The sequence below is a fragment of the Acrocarpospora pleiomorpha genome (genome assembly GCF_009687885.1).
GTDB classification, from domain to species: Bacteria; Actinomycetota; Actinomycetes; order Streptosporangiales; family Streptosporangiaceae; genus Acrocarpospora; species Acrocarpospora pleiomorpha.
Genome location: NZ_BLAF01000036.1, coordinates 107,563 through 114,688, shown reverse-complemented (window position 1 = coordinate 114,688; position 7,126 = coordinate 107,563). Strand labels below are relative to the sequence as shown.

Below are 7,126 nucleotides of genomic sequence, written 5' to 3'. Positions count from 1 at the left end.
ATGATCACATCGCGTCCTCGCGGACCCTGGAGTTCGAGGAGCGGTTCCGTGACCGGGGGATCGATGTGGTCCTCAACTCGCTGACCGGGGGGTTCATCGACGCTTCGGTTCGTCTGTTGCGTCCGGGTGGCCGGTTCATCGAGATGGGCAAGCTGGACATCCGTGACCAGGAGCAGTTCCCTGGGCTGACGTATCACTGGTTCGATGTGATGGACGCCGGACCTGAGCGGTTGCGGGAGATCCTGACCGAGCTGGCAGGGCTGTTCGCAACCGGCGAGCTGCGGCCGCTACCCGTCACGGCGTGGGATGTGCGCCGGGGTCGTGAGGCGTTCCGGTTCATGAGCCAGGCCCGGCACACCGGCAAGATCGTGCTGACGATGCCGCGCCGGTGGGACCCGGACGGTACGGTGCTGATCACCGGTGGCACCGGTGGTCTGGGTGCCGAGCTGGCCAGGCATCTGGTGGCCGAGCACGGCGTGCGGCATCTGCTGCTGGCCAGCCGAAGGGGCTTGGAGGCGGCTGGCGCACGTGAGCTTGAGCAGGACCTGGCCGCGCAGGGCGCGCACGTGACCATCGCCGCCTGTGATGTGGCCGACCGGGATCAGGTGGCGGCGCTGCTGGCGCAAGTTGATGCCGGTCATCCGCTGACCGCTGTGATCCATACGGCGGGTGTGCTGGACGACGGGATCATCACCTCGCTGACGCCGGAGCGGCTGGATGTGGTGTTGCGGCCGAAGGTGGACGCCGCCTGGCATCTGCACGAGCTCACCGCAGATCTTGATCTGGCCGGCTTCGTGGTGTTCTCCTCGCTGTCCGGGCTGACGGGCAACGCCGGTCAGGGCAACTACGCGGCGGCCAATGTGTGGCTGGACGCATTGATGGCCCACCGCCGGGCCCAGGGACTGCCAGGGTTGTCCCTGGCGTGGGGGATGTGGGCGCAGTCCACCGGAATGACCGGGAGCCTGTCGCAGGCAGACGTGCAGCGGATGACCGCTGCCGCGCTGCCGCCCATCACCACCGAGCAGGGGCTGGCCCTGTTCGACACGGCCATCGGCTCGGATTCACCATTCGTCGTTCCGGTACGGGTGAACCCGTCCGCACTGCCGCAAGGGCAGGTGCCGCCGCTGTTCCGCGGGCTGGTACGCGGCACCCGCCGCACAGCCGCGTCGGCGGCGGCGGGCGGTGGCGCGGGCGAGGCGCTGTCCCGGCAGCTGACCGGTCTCAGCAACCCCAAGCAGGTCCGCCTGCTGGCCGACCTGGTACGCGCTCAGGCCGCCGCCGTCCTCGGACACTCCGACCCCGCTGCGGTGGAAGTCCGGCGGGAGTTCCGCGAGCTGGGCTTCGACTCGCTGACCGCGATCGAACTGCGCAACCGGCTCAACGCCGCCACCGGGTTGCGCCTACCCGCAACCCTCATCTTCGACTACCCCACGCCCGCTGTCCTCGCCGAACATCTCCTCGCGGAAATCGCTCCCGGGGAAACCGCAGCCGAGAAGCCGTCGTTGCTGGCCGACCTCGACCGATTCGAGGACATGCTTTCCGAGGACGGGCTCGACGAAATCACGCGGAACGGTATCGAGACGCGGCTGCGGCAGCTGTTGGCGAAGGTGACCGCGAGCGGTTCAGAGACTAGTGAAATCGCGGTTGCCGACATGCTCGAATCGGCGAGTACCGAGGACATCCTCGGCATCATCGAGAGCGAACTGGGCCAACTCAGAGACCTGTGATTCTGGGCTGGCCTCGGAACACTTCGGAGGTCAGCCCCGATGTCGGAAGACCGGAAGCTCGTTGACTACCTTAAGTCGGTCGCCGCCGATTTGCGCGAGACCCGTCGACGGCTCCAGGAGGTCGAGTCGGGCAGGCACGATCCGATCGCGATTGTGTCGATGGCGTGCCGCTTCCCGGGTGACGTCAACTCTCCGGAGGATTTGTGGCGTCTGGTGGCCGAGGGCGGGGATGGGATCGGTGAATTCCCGACGTCCCGCGGCTGGGATCTGGCCGGGCTGTTCAACGCGGATCGGGAGCGCCGGGGGACCAGTAGTTATGTGCGTGAGGGCGGGTTCCTGCACGGGGCAGGGGAGTTCGATCCGGGGTTCTTCGGTATTTCGCCGCGTGAGGCTTTGGCGATGGATCCGCAGCAGCGGTTGCTGCTGGAGGTGTCGTGGGAGGCTTTCGAGCGGGCGGGGATCGATCCGGGTTCGCTGAAGGGCAGCCGTACCGGTGTGTTCGCCGGTGTGATGTATCACGACTACGGCCCGAGTGTTGAATTCCCGCCGGAAGTGCGGAGCTTCGCCAGCACCGGCACCGCGGGGAGCGTCGCGACTGGCCGGATTTCGTACACGCTGGGGCTGGAAGGCCCGGCGGTGACGGTGGACACCGCGTGTTCCTCCTCCCTGGTGGCGTTGCATCTGGCGGCGCAGGCGCTGCGCTCGGGCGAGTGCGGCCTGGCGCTGGCCGGTGGTGTGACCGTGATGGCCACGCCAGGCATGTTCATCGACTTCAGCGCCCAGGGCGGGCTCGCGGCCGACGGGCGGTGCAAGCCGTTCGCCGACGCGGCGGACGGCACGGGGTGGGCTGAGGGCATCGGCATGCTGGTGCTGGAGCGGCTGTCGGACGCGCGCCGCAACGGGCATCAGGTGCTGGCGGTCGTCCGTGGTTCCGCGGTGAACCAGGATGGCGCGTCGAACGGGTTGACCGCGCCGAACGGTCCTTCTCAGCAGCGGGTGATCCGGCAGGCACTGGCCGGCGCCGGGCTCACGCCCGCCAACGTGGATGTGGTCGAGGGGCACGGTACGGGTACGACGCTGGGCGACCCGATCGAGGCGCAGGCGCTGCTGGCGACATACGGGCAGGATCGGCCGGAGGGCCGCCCGCTGCTGCTGGGGTCGATCAAGTCGAACATCGGTCACACCCAGGCCGCCGCCGGCGTGGCGGGTGTGATCAAGATGGTCATGGCCATGCGGCATGAGGTGCTGCCCAAGACGCTGCACGTCGATGCGCCGTCCTCGCATGTGGACTGGTCGGCGGGTGCGGTGGAACTGCTGACCGAGCCGGTGGAGTGGCCGCGGGCCGGCCGTCCGCGCCGGGCCGCCGTGTCGTCGTTCGGGATCAGCGGCACGAACGCGCATGTGATCTTGGAGGAAGGGCCGGAGGAACCAGGTGTAGAGGATCCGGCGCCGGCCGCTGGTGTGGTACCGGTGCTGGTGTCGGGCCGCACGGCGGAGGCACTGCGGGCGCAGGCCGGGCGGCTGGCCTCGCATGTGGAGGACCACCGCGAGGTGGCGCTTGCCGACACCGCGTTCGCGCTTGCCACAACGCGGTCGGCGTTCGAGCATCGAGCAGTCGTGCTGGCCGGGGACCGTGATGGTCTGCTGGCCGGGCTGGACGCGCTAGCCGAGGACCTGCCGGGTGCGGGTGTGGTGCGCGCGGTGGCCGGGGCGGAGCCACAGCTGGCGGTGCTGTTCACGGGCCAGGGCAGCCAGCGGGCGGGCATGGGCCGCGAGTTGTATGAGCGCTTCCCGGTGTTCGCCAAGGCTTTGGACGCGGTGATCGCGGAGCTGGACCCGCTGCTCGACAGGCCGCTGCGCGACGTCATGTTCGCCGAGGCGGAGCTGCTGGATCGGACGGGGTGGGCGCAGCCGGCGCTGTTCGCGCTGGAGACGGCCCTGTTCCGGCTGGTGGAGTCCTGGGGTGTGGTGCCGGATGTGCTGGCCGGTCATTCGATCGGGGAGCTCACCGCCGCTCACGTGGCCGGGGTGCTGTCTCTGAGCGACGCGTGTGCGCTGGTGGCGGGCCGGGCGCGGTTGATGCAGGCGCTGCCCGCGGGTGGGGCGATGGTCGCGGTCCAGGCCTCGGAGGAGGAGGTCGCCGCGCTGCTGGCGGAGCGTGCGGGCGAGGTGTCGATCGCGGCGGTGAACGGTCCGAACGCCGTGGTGATCTCCGGGGTTGAGGGCCCGGTCCTTAGCGTCGCGGCCGTTCTGGAAGAACGGGGGGTCAGGACACGGCGGTTGCGGGTCTCGCATGCGTTCCATTCGCCGTTGATGGACCCGATGCTGGCGGACTTCCGCGCCCTGGCCCGGACGCTGACCTACAGTCCGCCGGAAATTCCCGTGGTCTCGAACGTGACCGGCGAACTGGCCACGGACGAGCAGCTGTGCTCGCCGGATTACTGGGTGGACCAGGTCCGAGGCGCGGTCAGGTTCGCCGACGGCGTCCGCACGCTGCACGCCCAGGGCGTACGGGCGTATCTGGAACTGGGCCCTGACGGCGTCCTGACCGCCATGGCCGGCGACACGCTCGATGCGGATGCCGTGCTCGTCCCGGTATTGCGCAAGGACCGCGACGAGTCGGCAGCGTCCATGATGGCGCTGGCAGAACTGCACGTGCACGGGGTGCCGGTCGACTGGCAGGCGGTGCTCCCGCACGGCCGCCGCGTCGACCTGCCCACCTACCCGTTCCAGCACGAGTTGTACTGGCCCCGCACCCAGCGCATGGGCGACGCTCGAAACCTGGGGCTGACCGCGGCAGGGCATCCTTTGCTGGGCGCCGCTGTGGCGCTGGCCGCTTCGGACGGCGTTCTGCTGACCGGCCAGCTGTCGCTGCGGTCGCAGGCCTGGCTCGCCGATCACGTCGTGGGCGGGCGGGTGCTGTTCCCCGGCACCGCGTTCCTGGAGCTGGCGATCCGGGCCGGTGACCAGGTCGGCTGCGACCTGGTCGAGGAGCTCACCCTGGCGGCGCCGCTCGTCCTGGGCGAAACCGACGCCGTGGCAGTGCAGGTGTGGGTGGGCGCGGAAGAGTCCGGCAGACGTGACCTGAGCATCTACACCCGGTCGGCGGAGGCCGCCGACGACGAGCCGTGGGTACGGCACGCGGTCGGCGTCCTCGCCGCCGGCGGCCAGACCGCGGAGCGACTCGACACCGATGTCTGGCCGCCGCAGGGCGCGTCCGCGATCGAGTTGGACGGGCTGTACGAGCAACTCGCCGAGGGCGGGCTGAGTTACGGGCCGCTGTTCCGGGGCCTGCGGGCGGCCTGGCGGCGTGATGACGAGATCTTCGCCGAGGTGAGCCTGCCGAGCCGGCTGGAGTCGGACGCCGGCTCCTTCGGCGTACATCCGGCTCTGCTGGACGCGGCGTTGCACGTGGTGACCTTCGCCGGTCTTGACGATGCCGAGGGCGTCCGGTTGCCGTTCTCCTGGGGTGAGGTGTGCCTGCACGCCGGTGGCGCGTCGGCTCTGCGGGTACGGCTGGCCAGGACCGAGGGCGATGCCGTCTCGCTGGCGGTGGCCGATGCGGCGGGTGAGCCGGTGCTTACGGCGCGGTCGCTCATCCTGCGCCCGATCACGGGCGACACCGGTGCGGATGAGCGCAGGAGCGAGCGGGACCCCCTGTTCAGGGTGGAGTGGACGGCGTTGCCGTCGGCGCGGGTGGCGCCGTCCACCGAACCCGCCCCGCCGACGGTTGACATCCACACGTTCGACCTCGCGTCGGTGTTCGGGGACGCGGACCAGGCGCCGGGTGCCGTGGTGACCGAAATGAGCTGCGACGGCGCGGTGGTGCAGTCGACGCACGAGCTGACCGCGCGCGTTCTGACCGTGTTGCAGGAATGGCTGGCCGACGAGCGGTATCGCGATTCACGGCTGGTGTTCGTGACGCGGGGCGCGGTGGCCGTGGGTGAGGGTGAGGCCGTCACCGATCTGGCCGCGGCTGCCGCGTGCGGGTTGGTGCGGTCGGCGCAGTCGGAGAATCCGGGGCGGTTTGTCCTGGTGGATGTCGATGGGGAGCTGTCCGGGCCGGTGCTGGCCGGGGTGCTCGCCTCCGATGAGCCGCAGGTGGCGGTGCGCGGTGGTGAGGCGCGGGTGGCCCGGCTGGTGCGGGTCGTGCCCGGCGCCGAGGTCGAACGGCCGTGGGATCCGGACGGCGCGGTGTTGATCACTGGTGGGACCGGTGGTCTGGGCGCGCTGTTCGCGCGGCATCTGGTGGCCGAGCGCGACGTACGGCATCTGCTGCTGGTCAGCCGGAGGGGCCTGGATGCTCCGGGCGCGGAGGAGCTGCGGGCCGAGCTGATCGCCCACGGTGTCGAGGTCACGGTCGTGGCGTGTGACGTGACCGACCGGGACCAGGTGGCGGCCCTGCTGTCCGAGGTCGACGCCGATCATCCGCTGACCGCGGTGATCCACACCGCGGGTGTGCTGGACGACGGGACCATCGCCTCGCTGACGCCGGAACGGCTGGAGTCGGTACTGCGGCCGAAGGTGGACGCCGCCTGGCACCTGCACGAACTCACCGCGGATCTTGATCTGGCCGAGTTCGTCGTGTTCTCGTCGGCGGCGGGCACGATCGGAGCTCCCGGCCAGGGCAACTATGCCGCGGCCAACTCCTTCCTCGACGCGCTGACCCAGCACCGCCAGGCTGCCGGATTGCCCGGGCTGTCGCTCGCCTGGGGTGCGTGGGCTCAGGACAGCGGGATGACCGGCGACTTGAGCGATGGCGAGATGGCGCGGCTGGCCCGTGCCGGTACTCCGCCTCTCGCACCGGAACAGGGCGTCGCTTTGTTCGAGTCGGCGCTCCGTTCCGGCGAACCGGCCGTGGCACCCGTCCGGCTGGATCTGGCGGTGCTGCGCACGCTGGGCGAAGTACCGCCACTGTTGCGGAAGCTGGTGCGGGGAAGGCGCCGGTCCGCCATCGGAAAGTCGGCGACGGCCAGCACGCTGCTGCAGCGGCTGGCGCGGCTGGGGGCGGCCGAGCGCGCCGAGGTCCTGGTGGATCTGGTACGGACCGAGGTGGCCATGGTGCTGGGGCACCTCTCGCCGGAGACGGTGGAGGTGCGGCGGGAGTTCCGCGAGCTGGGCTTCGACTCGCTGACCTCGGTGGACCTTCGCAACCGGCTGAACGGTACGACAGGGCTGCGGTTGCCGGCCACGCTGGTGTTCGACTACCCGACCCCGACGCTGCTGGCGGAATTCCTGCTGGCCGAGCTGCTCGGCGAGCACGCCGACATGGTGGTTCCCACCGAGGCCCGGCCGGTGGCCGACGACCCGATCGTGATCGTGGGCATGGCCTGCCGCTATCCGGGCGGGGTCGCCTCGCCGGAGGATCTGTGGCGGTTGGTGACTGAGGGTGGAGACGG

General features: G+C 70.4%; 2 protein-coding genes (1 of these 2 cut by a window edge). Both read left to right on the top strand.

Features of this window, described 5'->3' with window-relative positions:
* Positions 1-1,727 (top strand): SDR family NAD(P)-dependent oxidoreductase (locus Aple_RS29025; RefSeq protein WP_155347887.1); only part of this gene is annotated, 1,727 nt, incomplete at its 5' end.
* A gap of 39 nt (positions 1,728-1,766) precedes the next feature.
* A protein-coding gene (locus Aple_RS54760; RefSeq protein WP_246264854.1) for a type I polyketide synthase crosses the window boundary here: on the top strand, positions 1,767-7,126 show its start. 43,948 nt of this gene lie beyond the right edge of the window; only the first 5,360 of its 49,308 coding nucleotides appear in the window; its start codon is at positions 1,767-1,769; its stop codon lies beyond the right edge, outside the window.